Genomic DNA, 17236 nt, shown 5'->3' with positions numbered 1-17236 from the left:
CTCTGTGAATGTTTTTTTCGTCATGATCTTCTCCCCGATCTTTACTCATTATCTATTTCTCATTATACAAAAAAGTACCCTATAGGTAGACTTTTTAATGTGTCTACTCTATAGGGTACACTTTATTAAGCACTCAGAGTTTTTTTATGAAGTCTGTTTCTCTTCTTCATCCTCAGCTTTGTGGCGCCTGAGCTGCAGTTTGTACATACCAAGTACGACAGCAGCAATGAAAAGAGATTCGATAATTGGAAGCGTAAAAGCTAAAAAAGTTATGAACATGTTTCCGAAGAGCATCGCTGCGTAGACAACAATATTTTTTAGAAGCGGAAGCTTCCGGGCAAATCCAAGATTAAAAACGAGAATACTAAGCAGATTAATAATAATATATAAAATCCAGAAAGCGGTCAAAAAGTTTTCGGGATCGCCGGCACCAAGAAAATCAGCAAGCGGGGCCATGTTTGGAGAAGCAGTATTACCTGCACCTGAAGCTAGTATCATGTATTTATACACTCCTAAAGCCGTATTTCTTTCACTTTTTCTACTATAGCATAAATTAATAAAATGAGACATATATAAGAGTCTCTTTGTTGTATTCAGGCTCTTGTTAAATCCCGGGGTTTTTACGTAAGGAAAGAAAGACGTTTTTATACCCGTTTATCTCAGCGGATCCTTCTGCTGAAACTGTTGATAGAAAGTCCTTTAATGGATAATACCTTCCAGTTTTATTTGAATATACATCTTATTTTTATCCGGTTCACTCAAGTACCAGACTCCGTGCTGATATGAGAATGCCTGAAGCGTAGTTTCCTTCAGTAATCACCACTGAATTTCAGCACAGCTTGTATTTATAAAATATGATGATCCTTTTATTCAGCAATTGAATATTTTAAACAATCTTTTATTTTGGGATTATATAAAGTACAATAAGTTTAATGATTAAAGGAGGAACTGCTATGAGGTCTTTTGACATTGTTTTTTTTATGCTTGCAGTTATCGGCACTATTGGTATGATGGGTCTCGGTGTTGCTCTGGCACAGATGAGTCTTATACTGTTTTTTTTGTTTGGTGGTCTTTTCGGCGGATCACTCGCCTACGGGTTCAAGCGGAAAAAAGCTATTTTTGCTTCTGAATCTGAGCAATTGGACTAATATTAACGTATTTCCTGATTAAATTTTTTGAAGAGCATATCGGACTTTCAAAGTACGCCCGGCCTAATAAATAAAATTGTACGTTAAACAGCCTGCTTTCTTATGAGAGAGCAGGCTGTTTCATTATTAATTTCGGTTAACAAGTTTTAACGTTGCAATGCCTGAAACGAAGCAGGCAGTTAACATGTGCCGCTTTTAAGGAGGCTTTGTTTTTACCGGTACAGTTCTTCTTCAATTTCCTTATAGACGGCCGGATTTGCAGCAAATAATGTATCTTTACTTAAAAACTGAAGCTGTTCTCCTTTATAATTTGTAGCTATACCGCCTACTTCCTGAAGAAGGGCATAGCCGGCCGCAATGTCCCATGGAGCAAGCTTCATACTTATATACGCATCTATTCGGCCTGAAGCTACGTATGCAAGCTCTATAGCAGCAGCGCCGTAGGAGCGTGTACCTCTCACTTTTCGTACAATACGCTGTAGTTTTTCGTCTTTTAAAACCCACCCTGTATTAAAGCTTACAAGCGACTCCTCCAATGACCTGTGCCTTAATTCAGGAAGTTTCGCATCATTCAAATAAGCCCCTTCTCCCTTAATTGAGGTATACAATTCATCATTCATAACGTCGTAAATAATTCCAATCAAAGGTTCCCCGTCTTCAAAAATACCTAAAGAAATTGCAAAATTGGTTCCCATATGAACAAAATTTACTGTTCCATCTATAGGATCCAGTATCCAGACCGTACCTTCTAAATCTTTAATATTTTCAAAAGACCCTTCTTCCCCCATGAGTCGGTGACCGGGAAAATTGTCCTTAATTTTATTCTTAAAAAGATCTTCAACACTTTTATCTACATCTGTTACAAGATCGTTTTTATCTTCTTTCGTATCAATACCATAGGAATACTGCATTTTTTCCCGAATATATTCTGCTGCTTCCCTGACATAGGATTCAGCTGTCGCTTTGAGGGTAAATTTATTCATCCTGCTTACACATCCTTTGTCGTATCAGTGATGTATTCACTTATATCACACAAGGATAGCTGCAGGCAAATATTTATTGAGGTGATGGAGAAGGTACTAAAGAGGTTAATTCAGGAGCGCCCGTAAAAATCCCTCCATGAAAAATACATCCATGAAGGGCAATATGCCACAGTTTCTTAATTATCTTTATACTTTTCAAATCAGCTGCAATTCATGACGAGTACCTGCCACATTATCATGCTTCGAGGCGTAGCCATTCTCCGCGCAGCTCTTCCAGCTTATGTTTGCTGAGTTCCACCTGCTCCGACTCTTCTGCCTGCATAGCGTCAAAAAGTGTCTGTAGTTCGTAATCGATCTCCAGCTTGAGCACAGGGATACGACGCTCCCCATCTTTTCTCTTCAACGTTTGAATGACCTTCTCCATGTTTCGCACCCCTTTTTTCTCCGAATATTCGGATTTTTTTAACTCGATAAATACCCCTATGCATATCTATATGGAGTTATTATAAGATTAGTGCATTTATCGGAATTTTGCAACTATTTATTTAGTTATTTTTAAAATTCCACATTTTAACTTTATTTAAACCTATTTATTTTAATTCTTTATTTACGTTTGCTACAATAAAGTTTATTGTATGGTTGTTCTAGATTTTATTTAATGTGTATAGGCGCTTCCAGTTGCAGGAAAACCACTCTATTTTAACAGTATTCAACATTTCCGGTCTTTTCGGCAAACCTGAAGTGGAACCCTGAACAGCTGAACGCCTACAGAGCTAATTTTAGAAAAGATGGTGGTAATATGAACTTTCAAGGATTCAGTGAAGATGATTTTGACGTATTTGCTGTAGAAGGTCTTGATGAGCGCATGGACGCATTAAAGGAGAATATCCGCCCGAAACTTGAATTCCTCGGAGAACATTTCAAAGAATTTTTAACACAAAAAACCGGCAGTGATATTTATTACCATGTAGCGAAGCATGCCCGTAGAAAAGTTAATCCCCCGGATGATACATGGGTAGCTTTCGGTAACAGTAAAAGGGGTTATAAAAAGCTTCCTCATTTTCAGATCGGACTGTTTGGTTCACACGTCTTCGTATGGTTTGCTGTTATTTATGAGTCTCCTGTAAAGGAAGCACTTGGCCACAAGCTCCATGAAAAAGCAGATGAAATCCTGCGGGACATCCCGAACTCGTTTGAATGGAGTATAGATCATACTAAACCGGAAACACTTTCCCATTCCGACTTAACTGAAGAATCTTTTAAAAAAATAACAAACCGCCTTTCTGAAATAAAGAAAGCAGAGATTTTGTGCGGAATTACTCTCGGTGACGACGATCCCGCTGTAAAAGACGGAGAAGTTCTGATTGATAGAATAGAAGAGGCCTTTACTACCCTTCTTCCTCTTTACGAGTTAAGTATGGAGCTGTATGAACAAAAAGTTTAAACTGCACGTTTTGACACTGAAAGCACAGCGGATAAAATCCACTGTGCTTTTTTAAATCCAGCTTTAGTTGTATATATAATTGTGCTTACTATAGCGACCTGCCTCAGTAAATAAAACGAAATCCAGTTTTATCTTAACAAAGTCTAAACTTTAATAATTGATTCCCCGCTGCTTTTTGCTTTTTTGATAACTTCATAAGGAATCTGTCCCGTCTGCTCTTCATAATCTTTGAAATGCTGCTTTTCTTCTGCTTTAGAAGGAACAACTTTTTTAAAATAGTTGTACAGTGTAAGAATGGTGTTCCGTTCAGCACCTTTACTATACACCTGATCCACGATTTCGAAAAAGTTTACAACATCGACAATTTCATCTTTTGTCCAGTCCATTGAAATTGGAAACCTGATATCTTTATTCATATATATCTCCTTTTCCTGGTTATTTATCTGTTCATTTTATTCACAATCTAGTATACTTCATTCTGTTCCAACGATCTTAAAATATCATACCAAAAAAAAGAGTAATTCTAAAGAAGAGGAGGCTCCTCCCTTGTATTCGAATGACCAATCCCGAGCGCCTCTATACGAGGGGCTGCTTGCACACAAATCCAAAAACCCGCTTCAGTTTCATATTCCCGGACATAAAAAAGGTACCGGAATGGATCCTGAATTCCGGGAATTTTTAGGAGAAAACGCTCTATCTATAGATATGATTAATATTGCTCCTCTTGATGACCTCCATCATCCTCACGGAATTATAAAAGAGGCCCAGGAATATGCTGCAGAAGCGTTCGGGGCTGAGCATACCTTTTTTTCTGTCCAGGGTACGAGCGGAGCGATAATGACGATGATTATGTCTGTATGTGCCCCAGGGGACAAAATTATTGTACCTAGAAACGTACACAAGTCTATTATGTCCGCTATTATATTTTCCGGTGCAACGCCAATTTTCATACATCCTGAGCTGGATGAAGATCTCGGAATTTCACATGGAATTTCTCTTGAATCTGTTGAAAGAGCCCTGACTGTGCATCCGGATGCTAAAGGACTTCTCGTGATTAATCCAACTTATTTTGGTATTTCTGCCAACTTACAGGCAATCGTAGAAACTGCACATTCCTACAATGTACCCGTACTTGTAGACGAAGCCCATGGTGTGCATATTCATTTTCATGAAAATTTCCCCTTATCTGCAATGGAAGCAGGGGCAGATATGGCCGCTACAAGTGTTCATAAACTTGGAGGGTCCCTGACTCAGAGCTCTGTGCTGAACGTACAGGGTACCCTTGTTCAGCCTAACCGCGTTCAGTCTGTGATCAGCATGCTGACTACTACTTCCACTTCCTATCTGCTGCTGGCTTCTCTTGACACTGCCCGACGCTATCTTGCGGTTTCTGGAAATCAGGAACTTTCCCGAATTCGAAAACTGGCCGAGACTGCCCGGCATGAAATTAACAATATACCAGGTATTTTTTCACCCGGAAAAGAATTTTTAAATAATCACGCAAGATTTGATATGGACGTTACTAAACTTACTGTTTCTATTAAGAATCTCCATATTACCGGCTACGAAGCGGAAGTCTGGCTCCGTCAGGAAAAAAATATTGAAGTCGAGCTTTCTGATTTATACAATATTCTATTTCTGATAACTTTTGGTGATAGTGAAAATACAATTACAACACTGATAGAAGCTCTTAAAGAACTGTCTGAACGCTTTAGAACTTCGGATAATCCACCTGAGAACGGATGGCACGTAGACGTGCCCAACATCCCTACACTGGCTTATTCCCCGCGGGAAGCTTTTTATGCGGAGACGGAGTCGATTCCGCTTCATGAATCCGCTGGAAGAGTCAGCGCTGAATTTATGATGATTTATCCTCCCGGTATTCCAATCTTCATACCGGGGGAAATAATCGAACAGGAAAATCTCGATTATATTCAGAAAAATATCGACACCGGCCTTCCAGTCCAGGGACCCGAAGATCCTACCCTGAAAAATCTGCTTGTTATAAAAGAACGAAAAGCTATTATCTAAAGTGCTTAAATACAAATAAAAGCTGCCATCTAATGGGCAGCTTTTATTTGTTTTACATCATTACAAAGTATATCCTTTTGTAACCATTATAAAATAAATCATAACAGGTGAAAATCACATTACTTTTTAACTTTATTATAGTATTTCATGTATTTACAACGTATCCAATTCCACTGTTATAATTTAACAGGTGGACGGGCGGCATACATCCCGAGGGATTCCTTTAGAAATTCGGCTAGAATAGCCATATCCTCTTCATCGTCCACATGAAGCATTCCGGAAAGGTTTGTGATGTCGTCAAGATGGTCATATTCCAGCAGCACCTGTCTGCCGGTATGCATACAGATAAGAAGAATTTTCCCGAAAAACATACTTGTATAAAGAACTGCAAAGTCGTAACGATCCCCTGCAATATCGACTCCTACAAACTGAACATCTGTTTTTTCGTGAACATTGTAAAGTTCTCTGTACATAGTCACATTAATCCCTCCTCATTAATATTATACGAAAATTCAGACTATTAAACAATCCTTTCAATTTCTTTGCTTTAAAGCTTTTCTTAACCTCCTGTAAAAGGTAAAGCAGCTGAGTAAAGACCGGCCGCTTTTCACAGATGTCTCTGCTCGCACACCTGTTTTATGAAATAAAGAACAGAGCTCATGAAAAGCAGAAACCCTTCTTTTCCATAAAGAATGTACGAAGCAAAAAAGGAGATTGGAAGATTCCACGGCAGGCCTGTTGAAAACGGAGGTTTCTTCAGACATCAACCGTAGACTTTAACACAGCGGAAATAAAAAACAGTCAACTTTTCACTTTATTGAAAAGTTGACTGTTTAGCCTGAATAAATTGTGCAAGTTCCTGTGCAAAGATAATGTCCTGCCTTGTTATTTTATAATTACTGTTCATTAATTTTACTGAAATAACAAACTTAAGATTTCCACGGTCATAAATTGGAAGAAAAAGCACCTGATCGTTTTCTTTTTGAATAAAGGTCACCATCTGAAGACGGTCTGGAAATAAAAATCCCTGACCAAAAAGCTCCTGCTTTTTCGTAAGGCCCCGGATGCCGAGAGCGTATGTCAGCTTTAATTTTTCATTTTGGAGGGAATGTATTGTAAGTACTGCTTCCCTTTTCGCTACTGTATGAATAGTCTTTAAAATTCGAACAATAAAATCTTCCTGACTCGATGCATAATCATAGGCCAGCCCGACTTCCAATCTTAATTCATCTAAGAAATCTGATTTTTTCATCATAAAATCACCACCAGCTTTATATTTTAACTCTATCAAACTAATTGAGCTTATGATAACACAATTAAATTTTTCTTCTTGTCGTCTTTTGTCAAAAAAATTTGAAAGTTATATAAATAGGTAAAAATGATTCGAAAGTCGAATAAAAAAGGAAATATTCAGAGTGATTTACTCCTGAATATTTCCCATTAATAGTAAAATATTTATGACCATAAGTCATAGAGAATGGCAGCTGTCTCTTCAAGATCATAAGGTTCCCAAAATAATTCTCCATTTATCAAAAGATCTTTATGCAGATGCAGACCTCCGTCGCCCCCATTAAGTGAATCACTTGTACCGGTATTCCCTACATACCCTATGACAGTTTCTTCGTCCACTTTCTCCCCAAGTTCCAGCTCATCCGGAATACTGTCCAAATGGGCGAAGCGTATCATTACCCCATCCTGATACTGGACCCATACCTGCATTCCTCTTAATCGATCGAGTATGTATTCAGGAGTAAACCCGACCTCTGCTGCTTTTTCAAGTTCTGCGTTTCTTTCCTCGTGAGAATCATATTCTTCAAAATCATGATCCACCCTGACGACAGTTCCTTCAGCCATAGCATAGATTGGCGTGTCGGTAGTTATTTCCACTCCCGATGCATAATCGTAATAATCTATCCCTTCATGTTTTCCGTTTCGATAATCCCGAGGCGCTCCCGGAAGATGACTTTCTACCGTACTGACTGAGGCGCCTTCGATCGGTCTCTCCAGAAAGCTTAGAAAATCTACCATTTCCGAAGGCGATTTATCGTGAATAGAAACGTCGTTACCTATTTCTTCCCATTCTTCATCTTCTATCGTGAAATTCACATTGCTTTCTTCAAGCTGGTAGTCACCTTCCAGTGCCTTATCCAAAAAAGCCAGAGTAACGTAAGGAGTTTCTTCATCAAAAAATAATTGAATATCGTCGTAAGGAAGGTATTGACCGTTCACTTCCACTACGGGAATATCCTCCACCATGTAAAATTCTCTCTCTCCTACTGAAGCCCGGGCAGTTCTGTTTACAGTATCATAATCCAATTCCCCGTTTATCTCTTCCACTAAGTCCTCCAGAACAACTAATTTCTCATCCTGACTGCTTAATTCAACAATTTCCAGAGTGTTCGTATATTTTTCGTTTTCTTCGTTGGTTTTTTCAGCATCGCTGTTTTGACTGTTCTGATTTTGCTCGCTTTTTATATTATTGTTCCCTGTAGATTCTTCAGACCCGCAGGCTCCAATCAAAATTAGAAAGCTTCCAGCGGATAAGCACGTTAATATACGTTTCATTATGTTAGCTCCTTCGATTGTTTTCCGGCAATGTATATCTGCCAGCTGTTTGAGTATGATTTATTAAAGGTTCGTGTGGTTTAATCTGCTCCCGGCGGATGGCAGTCAAGTTTTCGGTATGAACGGTGCCCTTACTAATCTTTGAAATTAATATGTATAAACCGATCTTCTAAACAATTTCTAAAGAACCGTCACGTGATGAATGGTTTTATAATATTAGAACCATAAAGCTTATTATTATTTTAGCACAAGGGTTTTGTATAAAAAACTTCTGAATTGATAATTAGACCTTCTTCTCGATAAAACACATCTAAAGTAAATGTAATTAAAAAAAGAGCTCCGCAATGCGGAGCTCCTGTTAACTATTTTGTAACATGTATAGGCATGCCCAGAGCGAGCTCTGCTGTTTCCATTGTAATTTCACCAAGTGAAGGATGAGCATGGATAGTCAGTGCAAGATCTTCAGCAGTCATACCTGCTTCAATCGCTACACAGGCTTCTGAGATCATATCAGAGGCATTGTGACCCGCGATCTGCACACCAAGTACAAGTCCGTCCTCTTTACGTGTAACCATTTTCATAAAGCCTTCAGACTCGTTCAGTGAAAGTGCACGTCCATTTGCCTGGAAAGGAAACTTGGAAGCAGTGACTTCATAGCCCTCTTCTTTTGCCTGCGCTTCCGTCAGTCCTACCTGGGCAAGCTCAGGACCGGAGAAAACTACCTCTGGAATAGCTGTATAATCAATCTGTGTTGGTTCCCCAGAAATAGCTTCAGCAGCTACTTTAGCTTCGTAGGAAGCTTTATGCGCAAGTGCCGGTCCGGCAACTATGTCACCAATAGCGTAAATATTGGAAACAGACGTACGGCACTGGTTATCAATTTTTACCAGACCTTTATCATCTAATTCAATCCCTGCCTGCTCAAGACCGAGCTCGTCAGTATTTGGACGGCGTCCAACAGTTACAAGAAGCACATTACCTTCAAACTCTTCTTCCTTGCCTTTAACTTCCGCTTTAACTTTTACACCATCATCAGTTTCTTCCATTTCCTGTGCAAAAGCTTCTGTTTTGATTGTAACGCCTTTATTTTTCAGTCGCTTGGAAACGAGCTGGCTCATCTGCTTTTCAAAACCTGGAAGAATCTGTTTTGTCCCTTCCAGAATTGTCACCTCTGAACCTAGGTCGGCATATGCCGAGCCAAGCTCAACTCCGATATAGCCTCCGCCGATTACAACCATTTTCTCCGGAACTTCTTTCAGGGCTAGTGCACCTGTGGAAGAAACTACTTTACCTTCTTTGAACTTGAATTTCGGAAGTTCAATTGGAGAAGAGCCGGTAGCAACGATACAATTTTTAAATTTGTACGTCTGGGAGGATTTCTCGTCCATAACTTTAGCGGTGGAGTCTTCACCAAAATAAGCTTCTCCCCGAATAATTTCTACGTTATTACCTTTGAGAAGTCCTTCTACTCCTCCTGTCAGCTTTTCAACTACAGATGCTTTCCACTTTTGTACTTTTGAAAAATCAAGGTCTACTTTACCGACTGAAATTCCCATATCGTCGGAATTGTTGGCATTATGGTAACGATGCCCCGCCTCGATCATTGCTTTGGAAGGAATACACCCGACGTTAAGGCATACTCCACCCATGTTTTCTTTTTCTACAATCGTTACTTTCTGGCCAAGTTGAGCTGCACGGATCGCCGCTACATACCCTCCGGGACCGGAACCGATTACGAGCGTGTCCACCTCAACTGGAAAATCTCCTACTACCATGCACTATCCCTCCATAACTAGTAATTGTGGATCGTTTAACAGACGCTTAATATGGTTCATTGCGTGCTGCGCTGTCGCACCATCAATGATACGATGATCAAAGCTTAAAGACAAGGCTAAAACAGGAGCTGTTACAACTTCTCCGTCTTTAACAACTGCCTTTTCAGCGATACGGCCAATTCCGAGAATGGCTACTTCCGGATGATTGATAACCGGTGTGAACCACTGGCCTCCCGCAGAACCGATATTAGTAATGGTAATGGATCCGCCTTTCATTTCTTCAGAAGCGAGCTTACCATCACGGGCTTTTCCAGCGAGATCATTGATTTCATCCGAAATCTTGAAAATCGATTTACGGTCTGTATTTTTGACTACCGGCACAAGCAGCCCTTTATCCGTATCTGCTGCTATTCCGATATTGTAATAGTGCTTGTGAATAATTTCTTCTGTTGAGTCATCCAGTGAAGTGTTAAGCACAGGGTATTCCCGCACAGCACTTGTAAGAGCTTTAACTACATACGGGAGGAAAGTCAATTTAATACCTTTTTCCTCAGCTACCGGCTTAAACTGTTTACGGTGCGCAACGAGTGCAGTGACATCAACTTCGTCCATGAGTGTTACGTGTGGCGCTGTATGCTTGGAGTTAACCATCGCTTTGGAAATCGCTTTACGCATACCGCTCATTTTTTCGCGTGTTTCTGCCTGGCCTTCAGCAGGTTCATACGAAGCGGCCGGCTGCTTCTCTTCTTTTGATGATTCTTCGCCGGCTTCAGCGTCCGACTCTGCAGCAGACTTTTGATCGCCTGAAAGATAAGCTTCAATATCTTCACGAAGAACCCGTCCATTCTTGCCGGATCCCTGAACCTTTCGAATATTCACGTCTTTTTCACGCGCGTACTTGCGCACAGACGGCATCGCTATAATTCGGGAATCGTCATCTTCCGATTCTTCCGATTTATCTTCTTCCTTTTCAGCAGCGTTATCTTCTTTAGTATCTTCTTTTGAAGCAGGGGCTTCTTCTTCGCCCTGGCTTTCAGAAGATTCCTCTTCTTCGTCGTCTGCCGGTGGTTCTGCATCCGTTTCGAACGTTACGATTACAGTACCCACTGTCGTAACGGTACCTTCATCTACGTGAATTTTTTTCACTGTCCCTTCTACCGGCGAAGGAATTTCTACTACCGCTTTATCATTCTGCACTTCACAAAGGACATCATCTTCTTTAATTTCGTCCCCTTCTTTCACTTCCCATTTAACAATTTCACCTTCGTGTATACCTTCCCCTATGTCAGGAAGTTTAAAATCGTATGCCATGTAAATGCCTCCATTTCTTATAAATGCCCAGTATTAAGACAGAGAAGATACTTATTTATAGAAATAAGTACCCTTCTGATCGGTTTTTAAATTAAAATTCGATAATTTCTTTTGCTTTCGCTGCAATATCTTTTTCGTTTGGCAGCCATACATCTTCTGCTGCGGCAAATGGGAATACAGTATCAGGAGCTGTTACACGCCCTACCGGTGCTTCGAGTTTAAGGATTGCACGATCGTTGATTTCAGCTACAATAGTGGCTGCTACTCCAGCCTGTTTCTGTGCTTCCTGAATAACTACCGCACGATTGGTTTTTTCCACAGATTCAATAATTGTATCGATATCCAGTGGACTTACTGTGCGCAGATCAATTACTTCTGCTGAAATACCATCTTTTTCGAGTGCTTCAGCAGCCTTAAGGGATGACTGCACCATTGCTCCGTAGGCAATAAGGGAAATATCGCTGCCTTCCCGCTTAATATCTGCTTTTCCAAGAGGAACGGTATACTCCTCTTCCGGTACTTCTTCACGGAAAGAGCGGTAAAGCTTCATATGCTCAAGGAAAACTACAGGGTCGTTGTCACGGATAGCTGAAATTAGAAGTCCTTTTGCGTCATAAGGGTTTGAAGGAATAACTACTTTCAGCCCCGGAGTCTGAGCCATAAGCCCTTCCAGACTGTCTGCGTGCATTTCCGGCGTTTTAACCCCGCCGCCAAAAGGCGAACGGATTGTAACAGGGGCATTATAAACACCACCGGACCGATAGTTCAGACGGGCCATTTGACCGGCCACGGAATCAAAAGCCTCAAACACAAAACCAAAGAACTGAAGCTCCATTACGGATCGGTATCCTGTCAGGCTGAGACCGTGCGCGAGGCCTCCAATTCCTGACTCCGCAAGCGGTGTATCAAATACGCGTTCTTCTCCAAATTCTTTTTGCAGTCCGTCCGTCGCCCGGAAAACTCCACCGTTCTTGCCGACGTCTTCTCCGTATACGAGTACTTTTTCATCGTTGCTTAATTCATTACGCATTGCATCAGTAATTGCTTGAATCATTGTCATCTGGGCCATAGCTTACTTCGACTCCTTCTTCTCGTATTCTTTCCGCTGCTCTTCAAGGTTTGCGGGCTTAACATCAGAATAAGTGATATCAATCAGGTCCGTAACCTTCTGTTTACCGGCACCATCTGCTTCTTTGATAGCCGCTTTAATATCTTCCTTAGCCTGCTCCACAATTTTTTCTTCTTCTTCTTCAGACCATAGCTTCTTATTTTCAAGGAATTTCCGGAATCTTACGAGCGGGTCTTTTTTCTCCCATTCTTCGTCTTCTTCTGAAGTACGGTATCTTGTCGGATCATCACCAGCCATAGTGTGAGGACCATACCGGTACGTCAGAAGTTCAAGAAGCGTTGGTCCGTTTCCTTCCAGTCCGCGGTCTCTCGCTTCTTTAGTAGCAGCATAAACAGCCAGGATGTCCATTCCGTCCACCTGCTGGCCGTGAATACCGGCAGCAACAGCTTTCTGTGCAATAGTTTTAGCAGCTGACTGCTCTTCCACCGGCACAGAAATAGCAAAACGGTTATTCTGAACGACAAAAACTGCTGGAAGATTATAAGCACCGGCAAAGTTCATTCCTTCATAAAAATCACCCTGGGAAGCACCACCATCTCCGGTATACGTGATAGCAATCTGTTCTTCTCCGTCTTTTTTCAGTCCCATTGCAACTCCTGCTGTCTGAGTAATCTGGGCACCGATAATAATTTGAGGAAGCATAATACGTACACCTTCCGGTACCTGCCCTCCTTTAAAATGGCCACGGGACCAGAGGAAAGCCTGGTGAAGCGGCAGACCATGGTAATAAATCTGCGGAACATCCCGGTAACCAGGAAGAATCCAGTCCTTTTTATCGAGTGCATACTGAGAACCGATCATTGAAGCTTCCTGACCTGCTACAGGTGCATAGAAGCCAAGTCGCCCCTGTCGGTTTAACGAAATAGCACGCTGATCCCAAATTCGTGTATAGACCATGCGGGTCATCATTTCTTTCAGCTGTTCATCCGAAAGATCCGGTACAGCATCTTTATTTACAACTTTTCCTTTTTCATCAAGAATCTGAAATGTTTTAAACTGTTCTTCGACCTTTTGTAGCTCTTTTGTTTTCTCCATGAAAAGCTTCACCTCATCATTATAATTTAACAAGCTTTCTGTCCTGCAAACTCATCGGCGGTAATACGACTTCAGGAAACCGGCTTTTATAAAGCAGCGGCCCCGGACAGCACGACAGTGCTTACTGTAATACGTTTCTTTCAAAAAGTATTAATACAACCCTGCAATTACGACTTTTAGTTTACACGAGAGAAAGATCGTTCGTCAACGTTTTTACTTAGTTACAAACCCCTTTTTTCCGTCATCTGCTTGTTATCTGCTTCACATTGTTATTGCAACTGTATTATTCGCTCATCCAATCTGTTACACCTCCTTGCTATTAATTTTTTCATGAGCTTTGTTTTTTGGCATACCGTTAATCACTATACCCTCTCCCGATCAAAATTATCCATTTAATTTACGAAGTCTGTTTCACCTATAAAATACAAGAGTGAAGGGACTCCAGTTCCCGGCTCTGTAAAAAATCCACTATAGATTACCGGCAGAGTAATATTACAGTCTCCTGATGCTTTTAATTACCCTGGAAGCAAACAGAATAAATATTATAATTTCAGTTTTTCAATTTTTATATTAAAATAGATAAAGATGCGTTAAGAAAGGAGTAAGTCTGATGCTTACAATGAATGATATTATAAGAGAAGGCCATCCGACCCTTCGTCAAAAGGCGGAGCCGGTGGATATGCCCCCTTCAAGGAAAGAACAGGAAGAGCTTGAAGAAATGATGGGATTTTTAAGAAACAGTCAGGATCCGGATATTGCTGAAGAGTTCAGCCTCAGACCGGGGGTGGGACTCGCCGCTCCCCAAATTAATATCAGCAAGAGGATGATTGTCGTGCGGACAATGGAGGATGAAGGTGAAACTGAAGAGTACGCTTTTTTCAATCCTAAAATTGTCAGTCATTCACAGGAAACAACCTATCTCGAATCTGGAGAAGGGTGTCTTTCGGTAGACCGGACGGTAGAGGGAATAGTACCACGCTACTCGAGAATTAAAATCGAGGCGTTTAATATTGCCGGTGAGAAAGTGAAATATCGTTTCCGTGGCTATAAAGCTATTGTGTTTCAGCACGAAATTGATCACCTTGACGGCATAATGTTTTATGACCGCATAGAAGGACTTCACGATAAGTTTAAAAGACCTGTCCCTTCGAAATCAGTAGTGATAAGAAGTGAAAACGAAACCTTCATTTAAACTGGTTTATTCTGAAGATTTAACATTAATTCAGCTCCAAATAAAATATATAAGTGCTGCACGTCCGCTTTCCTTTTCATAAGGATTCTTTCAATAAAATTGGTGAAATTAGGATATACATTCTAATAACCGTAAATTAAACCAGTGAACTTTATCTGCTTAAGTCCTTTTTATCGGTGTTTTCAGCAGTTGTACCCGTTGAGATCAACGAGCATGTAAAGGATCCCGCTTTCTTGAGTAAGAACCGCAACCATAGCTAGAATTAAAGAAAATAAGCTTTCGGTCCGGCCAGGGAAGTAGAATATCCTGTCCGGACTGTTTTCATTCACAGGGATAAAACGTCTGAAAGCAAATGTTCTCTTAAACGTCAACCTTGAATTGACAGAGCGGAAGGTTTAAAATATGTAAAAGGTGGAGAGAACGGATTTCGAAGCAGCTTACTGCAGAAGGGAAAATTGTACAGCCGGAAGCATGGAATTCCATGTCAGCAATTTCCCGAAAAATCTGCATAGGCAGATTTTGAAATAATGTCGGACTTTAAAACCTGGTTTTTATTCAGCAATCGATATAAAAGGAGAGGATAGGAATGATTTATAAGGTTTATTACCAGGAAACTCTTTCGGAGGTTCCAGTGCGTGAACGTACCCATTCTTTATACGTTCAGGCCGAAACAGAGGAAGAAGTACGAAAAGGTTTAAAAGACAGAGAGTATAATATTGAGTTTGTGACCCCGCTTTCTGATGCCGCTCTAGCTTACGAAAAAGAAACAAATGAAGATTTTAAAGTTGAGACGTTGGATTAATGAAAGTTAAAAATCATCAAGTAGCCGTATTTTCCCTCGGGGGTCTGGGGGAAATCGGTAAAAACATGTATGCAGTACAATTTCAGGACGAAATTATCGTTATTGATTCCGGCATCAAATTCCCTGAAGATGAACTTCTCGGTATCGACTATGTTATCCCGGACTACACGTACCTTGTGAAAAACGTGGATAAAATCAAAGGGGTCTTCATTACTCACGGGCACGAAGATCATATAGGCGGAATTCCATACCTTTTGAAATCGATTAACGTGCCTATTTATGCCGGGAAGCTTGCTCTCGCTCTTATCCGGAACAAACTGGAAGAGCATGGCCTTCTCAGAACTTCTGAACTCCATGAAATTAATGAGGATACTGTAGTTAAATTCCAGAAAACCTCTGTATCGTTCTTCCACACTACTCACAGTATTCCGGATTCCTATGGGGTAGTTGTAAAAACGCCTTCCGGCAATATTGTTCAAACTGGTGATTTCAAATTTGATTTCACACCGGTGGGTCATCCGGCAAACCTTTCTAAAATGGCTAAGATCGGAGAAGAAGGAGTTCTTTGTCTTCTTTCCGACAGCACCAACGCCGAAGTTCCAGGTTTCACGATGTCGGAAAGGAAAGTGGGCGAAAGTATTGAATCCATTTTCCGTAAGGTAGACGGGCGTATAATATTTGCTACGTTTGCTTCTAACATCTACCGTCTTCAACAGGCTGTGGAAGCTGCTGTTAAACATCAGCGAAAAGTAGCAGTTTTTGGAAGAAGCATGGAATCTGCTATTACAATCGGAAGAGAGCTCGGTTATATTAAAGCTCCCGAAAGCACTTTTATAGAAGCTTCCCAGTTAAATAAAATTCCTGCAGATCAAGTTTTGATTTTGTGTACAGGAAGCCAGGGTGAGCCAATGGCAGCCCTGTCCAGAGTTGCTCATGGAACTCACAGGCAGATTCAGATTATTCCCGGGGACACCGTGGTGTTTTCTTCCTCCCCTATTCCTGGAAACACGCTGAGCGTAAGCAAAATTATCAATCAGCTTTTCCGTGCCGGTGCAGAAGTAATTCACGGATCTCTTAATGATATCCATACTTCGGGACACGGAAGCCAGGAAGAGCAGAAACTGATGCTCCGTCTTATGAAGCCAAAATATTTCATGCCTATACACGGCGAATACCGTATGCTGAAAATGCATGCTGAAATGGCTCAGGACTGTGGAGTTCCTGAGGAAAACTGTTTTGTTATGGACATTGGGGATGTTCTCGCCATGGACAAAAATGAAGCAGCTCCTGCCGGGAAAATTCCAGCCGGCTCTATTTATGTAGACGGAAGCGGTATTGGTGATATCGGAAATATTGTGCTGCGTGACAGACGCATTCTGTCTGAAGAAGGTCTTGTTGTTGTCGTAGTAAGTTTGAATATGAAAGATTACAAAGTCGCCTCCGGTCCGGATATCATTTCCCGTGGATTTGTTTATATGCGAGAATCCAGCGACCTGATCAACGAAGCTCAGCGTAAGCTGCATGGTCATCTGCAGCATATGATGAGTTCCAAAACTACTCAGTGGTCTGAAATTAAAAATTCCATTTCTGATACACTCGGTCCTTTTCTTTACGAAAAGACTCGACGAAAACCAATGATACTGCCTATCATTATGGAAGTTTAATAAAAAGGGAAGGCCCCCGGGCCTTCCCTTTTCAGAGTGTTGATTAACTGTTATTACCAAATACATGGTTCCGGCCTGCGTTTGGTTCTTTTTTTATGTAGGAAAGCGGTGGGTTTCTTCCGAAACAGCTTGAACCACCCGAAGAGGCTCAGGCTGC

17 protein-coding genes are annotated in these 17236 nt (G+C 41.0%); 6 read left to right on the top strand and 11 right to left on the bottom strand.

Annotated features, from left to right (window positions below):
* Nucleotides 1-144: 144 nt before the first annotated feature.
* Nucleotides 145-498 carry a YlaH-like family protein gene (locus C6Y45_RS16220; protein WP_107586270.1) on the bottom strand — a complete coding sequence of 118 codons (354 nt, stop codon included), beginning with the start codon at nt 496-498 and terminating at the stop codon, nt 145-147.
* Between the two features lie 455 nt (nt 499-953).
* Between C6Y45_RS16220 and C6Y45_RS16215 the strand changes: the two genes are divergently transcribed.
* Nucleotides 954-1148: a hypothetical protein gene (locus C6Y45_RS16215; protein WP_107586269.1), complete on the top strand. Its 195-nt coding sequence runs from the start codon at nt 954-956 to the stop codon at nt 1146-1148.
* A 212-nt stretch (nt 1149-1360) separates the two neighbouring features.
* Here C6Y45_RS16215 and C6Y45_RS16210 read toward each other — a convergent pair whose 3' ends face one another.
* On the bottom strand, nt 1361-2131 hold the full coding sequence (locus tag C6Y45_RS16210) for an inositol monophosphatase family protein (protein WP_107586268.1): 771 nt from the start codon (nt 2129-2131) through the stop codon (nt 1361-1363).
* Between the two features lie 235 nt (nt 2132-2366).
* Entirely contained in the window at nt 2367-2555 is a 189-nt protein-coding gene (locus C6Y45_RS16205) for a hypothetical protein (RefSeq protein ID WP_107586267.1), read from the bottom strand.
* A gap of 375 nt (nt 2556-2930) precedes the next feature.
* Between C6Y45_RS16205 and C6Y45_RS16200 the strand changes: the two genes are divergently transcribed.
* The gene (locus C6Y45_RS16200) at nt 2931-3575 is read left to right on the top strand and encodes a YktB family protein (RefSeq protein ID WP_107586266.1); all 645 of its coding nucleotides are present in this window, start codon (nt 2931-2933) and stop codon (nt 3573-3575) included.
* Nucleotides 3576-3718: 143 nt separating this feature from the next.
* Here the strand turns inward: C6Y45_RS16200 and C6Y45_RS16195 are convergent, their stop codons facing one another.
* Nucleotides 3719-3991, bottom strand: a complete 273-nt coding sequence (locus tag C6Y45_RS16195; RefSeq protein WP_107586265.1) for a UPF0223 family protein — start codon at nt 3989-3991, stop codon at nt 3719-3721.
* A gap of 130 nt (nt 3992-4121) precedes the next feature.
* On the opposite strand from C6Y45_RS16195, the gene C6Y45_RS16190 reads away from it, so the two are divergent.
* A complete protein-coding gene (locus tag C6Y45_RS16190; protein WP_107586264.1) occupies nt 4122-5606 on the top strand; it encodes an aminotransferase class I/II-fold pyridoxal phosphate-dependent enzyme in 1485 nt (494 codons plus the stop codon).
* Between the two features lie 176 nt (nt 5607-5782).
* Here C6Y45_RS16190 and C6Y45_RS16185 read toward each other — a convergent pair whose 3' ends face one another.
* The 7 genes from C6Y45_RS16185 to pdhA all read right to left on the bottom strand — a co-directional run bounded on the left by C6Y45_RS16185 (nt 5783) and on the right by pdhA (nt 13421).
* The gene (locus C6Y45_RS16185; RefSeq protein WP_245922691.1) at nt 5783-6079 is read right to left on the bottom strand and encodes an SAV0927 family protein; all 297 of its coding nucleotides are present in this window, start codon (nt 6077-6079) and stop codon (nt 5783-5785) included.
* 341 nt (nt 6080-6420) lie between these two features.
* Complete coding sequence (locus C6Y45_RS16180) at nt 6421-6861, bottom strand: hypothetical protein (protein WP_107586262.1); 441 nt, start codon at nt 6859-6861, stop codon at nt 6421-6423.
* A gap of 200 nt (nt 6862-7061) precedes the next feature.
* Nucleotides 7062-8171, bottom strand: coding sequence for a M23 family metallopeptidase (locus C6Y45_RS16175; protein WP_107586261.1), 1110 nt, complete (start codon nt 8169-8171; stop codon nt 7062-7064).
* Nucleotides 8172-8533: 362 nt separating this feature from the next.
* Nucleotides 8534-9946 (bottom strand): dihydrolipoyl dehydrogenase, encoded by a 1413-nt coding sequence (gene lpdA / locus C6Y45_RS16170; RefSeq protein ID WP_107586260.1) that lies wholly within the window; start codon nt 9944-9946, stop codon nt 8534-8536.
* A gap of 3 nt (nt 9947-9949) precedes the next feature.
* On the bottom strand, nt 9950-11257 hold the full coding sequence (locus tag C6Y45_RS16165) for a dihydrolipoamide acetyltransferase family protein (RefSeq protein ID WP_107586259.1): 1308 nt from the start codon (nt 11255-11257) through the stop codon (nt 9950-9952).
* Between the two features lie 91 nt (nt 11258-11348).
* Nucleotides 11349-12326, bottom strand: coding sequence for an alpha-ketoacid dehydrogenase subunit beta (locus C6Y45_RS16160; RefSeq protein WP_107586258.1), 978 nt, complete (start codon nt 12324-12326; stop codon nt 11349-11351).
* A gap of 3 nt (nt 12327-12329) precedes the next feature.
* Entirely contained in the window at nt 12330-13421 is a 1092-nt protein-coding gene (pdhA, locus tag C6Y45_RS16155; protein WP_107586257.1) for a pyruvate dehydrogenase (acetyl-transferring) E1 component subunit alpha, read from the bottom strand.
* A 610-nt stretch (nt 13422-14031) separates the two neighbouring features.
* Between pdhA and def the strand changes: the two genes are divergently transcribed.
* The 3 genes from def to rnjA all read left to right on the top strand — a co-directional run bounded on the left by def (nt 14032) and on the right by rnjA (nt 17079).
* On the top strand, nt 14032-14613 hold the full coding sequence (def, locus tag C6Y45_RS16150) for a peptide deformylase (protein ID WP_107586256.1): 582 nt from the start codon (nt 14032-14034) through the stop codon (nt 14611-14613).
* A gap of 586 nt (nt 14614-15199) precedes the next feature.
* A complete protein-coding gene (locus C6Y45_RS16145; protein ID WP_107586255.1) occupies nt 15200-15415 on the top strand; it encodes a DNA-dependent RNA polymerase subunit epsilon in 216 nt (71 codons plus the stop codon).
* Nucleotides 15415-17079 carry a ribonuclease J1 gene (gene rnjA / locus C6Y45_RS16140; protein WP_107586254.1) on the top strand — a complete coding sequence of 555 codons (1665 nt, stop codon included), beginning with the start codon at nt 15415-15417 and terminating at the stop codon, nt 17077-17079. The genes C6Y45_RS16145 and rnjA overlap by 1 nt, the downstream gene beginning before the upstream one ends.
* Nucleotides 17080-17236 lie beyond the last annotated feature (157 nt).

The sequence above is a fragment of the Alkalicoccus saliphilus genome, assembly GCF_003044065.1.
In the GTDB taxonomy this organism is placed as follows: Bacteria; Bacillota; Bacilli; order Bacillales; family Salisediminibacteriaceae; genus Alkalicoccus; species Alkalicoccus saliphilus.
This window is presented reverse-complemented; position numbering and strand designations above follow the sequence as displayed.